The following is a 2,161-nucleotide window of genomic DNA, read 5'->3' as shown; positions in this document are numbered from 1 at the left end:
CATCTACCTTGGCACCGTCACCCTCGCAGCCCTCGTCATCTGGCTCAGAACATGATCCGAGAAACAGTGCCTAGTAGTGCTTCGTTAGGTTCTGCGTCTGCTCCGGTTGCGGGGCAGGGGGCGGTTGCAGGTGGTGCAGGTGCCGGTCCAGCCCTTCAGCAGGTCCTGGAGGACGTCCAGGACCTGGTAGAGAGTCAGGCCGGCGTTGGGACTTTTGGGTCGAGCCGCCTGAGGGTGAGGAATGCCTGGGCGGCGGTGACGAGGGTGACGTGGTGGTGCCAGCCGCGCCAGGTGCGTCCCTCGAAGTGGTCCAGGCCCAGGCCGTGCTTGAGTTCGCGGTAGTCGTGTTCCACGCGCCAGCGCATCTTCGCCCACCGCACCAGCTCGGCAACGGGAGTCTCGGGCGGCAGGTTCGATATCCAGAAACCCGTAGGGGTCTCCTGGTCGGCAGGCCACTCGACCAGGACGGTGGAAGGGGGCAGGACGCCGTTCCACTGGTTGCGTCCGCCGCCTGCCGCTTGGGCGGCGGCCAGGGACTGCTTGCCCGCCGTCCGAAGAGCCAGGACCGCGAACCGTGAGGTCATCGTGCCTTTACTGCCCTGTCGCCAGGCCACCTCAGCGAAGTGGTCGGCGGCAGCAGCCTCGGCAGCGTGGACGGTAAGTGCTCGCGGCGCCGTCCGGTAGCGGGCAAGCGTCGGTGGGCCCAGTCCTCCGTAACCCGGCTGGTGAGGCTCGATGTCAAGCTCGTGGGCGACTTCTTTCCCGGTCAGCGCCAGCACGTAGGACAGGACCCGTTTCTCCAGGCCATGGCGGAAGGGGGTGCTGACGCCGTAACCCGCATCAGCGACCACGACCGGGGCTTTCAGCCCCCACTCGCTCACGTTGTACAGCAGCCCGAGCGCGAGGCGCCATTTCTCCTGGTGCACGACGTCGTCGGGGACGCCGGCCAGCCGGCAGCGGCCCGGCTCGTCCGTCCACTCCCGGGGCAGATACAACTGCCAGTCCAACGGACACGACGCAGTGTCGGTGGCGGCATGGACACTGACCGCGACCTGGCAGTTCGCCCGCTTCCCAAGGGCTCCGCAGTACTGACGGGCCCCCCGACAGAGGCGCGGCCGCACTTGGGAAACGACACATCGTCGATCACCCACACCTGCGGTCTGATCACCTCCGACAGCCGCCGGGCGATCCGCCGCCGAACCGGCAACGGATCCCACGGCGACTGGCTCACGAACTGCTGCAGAGCCTGCATGTTCCCCTCCGGCAACCGCTCGGCCATCGGCTGGATCGACTTACGCCGCCCATCCAGCATCAGACCGCGCAGATAACGCGCGCCCCACCGGCGCTGATCCTGCCGCGGCAACGACCCGAACACATCACCCACGAACTCCGCCAACTCGCTGCGGAGTCGCTCGACATCCCCCAGTTTCACACCTCGAAGATGCCCACCACCAGGCAAGATCACTCAAGGTAACGAAGCACTACTAGGCAGTGTCCCGTGGATCACCACATGAGGTAATTGCTCAATGAGCTACTTCATGTACGACGTCATGGGTGGGACGGTCGACGAGCCTGATTCGGCGACGATGAGGCGAGTGCTCGACGGCCTGGCACAGGCCGATGACGAGCACCCCGATGTCTCACTCACTCATGAGAGCGGGTGGTGCCTCAGCGCCTTCGACGACGCTCTGCTGGTCTGGGAGAACCCGGACGAGGACTCGGTGACTCCCGGGACGATGCGCGATATCGCCCACGAAGAAGTTTTCCGGCTCTTCGGACTGCTGGCGGCGGGTGACATTGCATCGGTTGAGGCGCTTTCCTGGCAGAGGTGACCGGCCTTAGCGTCAGCTTCGGACCCATAGGAAGGTTGCTGCGACCTGAAGTGCTGCGAGGTAGTGCACGGCGAGCCTGTCGGTGCGCATGGCGATACCGCGCCACTGCTTGAGCCGGTTGATGCATCGCTCGACAGTGTTGCGGTGTTTGTATGCCTGGCGGTCGAAGCCGGGCAGGCGGCCGCCGCGTGTGCCGCGCCGCCTGCGGTTGGCGATCTGGTCGGCAGGTTCCGGGATCACCGTCGTGATGCCGCGACTAAGCACTGTTTCTCGGATCATGTTCTGAGCCAGATGACGAGGGCTGCGAGGGTGACGGTGCCAAGGTAGAT

General features: G+C 65.6%; 1 protein-coding gene and 2 pseudogenes. 1 reads left to right on the top strand and 2 read right to left on the bottom strand.

Annotation, left to right across the window (positions count from 1 at the left end; genetic code table 11):
* Nucleotides 1–194 precede the first annotated feature (194 nt).
* Nucleotides 195–1,432 (bottom strand): annotated as a pseudogene (locus tag ACFYQ6_RS34930) (IS701 family transposase).
* Nucleotides 1,433–1,526: 94 nt separating this feature from the next.
* Between ACFYQ6_RS34930 and ACFYQ6_RS34925 the strand changes: the two are divergent.
* The gene (locus ACFYQ6_RS34925) at nucleotides 1,527–1,832 is read left to right on the top strand and encodes a hypothetical protein (RefSeq protein ID WP_388766887.1); all 306 of its coding nucleotides are present in this window, start codon (nucleotides 1,527–1,529) and stop codon (nucleotides 1,830–1,832) included.
* Between the two features lie 12 nt (nucleotides 1,833–1,844).
* Here the strand turns inward: ACFYQ6_RS34925 and ACFYQ6_RS34920 are convergent.
* Nucleotides 1,845–2,161, bottom strand: a pseudogene (locus ACFYQ6_RS34920) (IS5/IS1182 family transposase); the annotation flags it as partial.

The sequence above is a fragment of the Streptomyces sp. NPDC005494 genome, assembly GCF_042872025.1.
Classification (GTDB): Bacteria; Actinomycetota; Actinomycetes; order Streptomycetales; family Streptomycetaceae; genus Streptomyces.
The sequence above is the reverse complement of the archived record's forward strand: the minus strand, read 5'-3'. Positions and strand labels throughout refer to the sequence as shown.

Coding starts and splice junctions, on each gene's coding strand:
- ACFYQ6_RS34925 (WP_388766887.1), top strand. CDS start 1,527: ATGAGCTACTTCATGTACGACGTCATGGGTGGGACGGTCGACGAGCCT.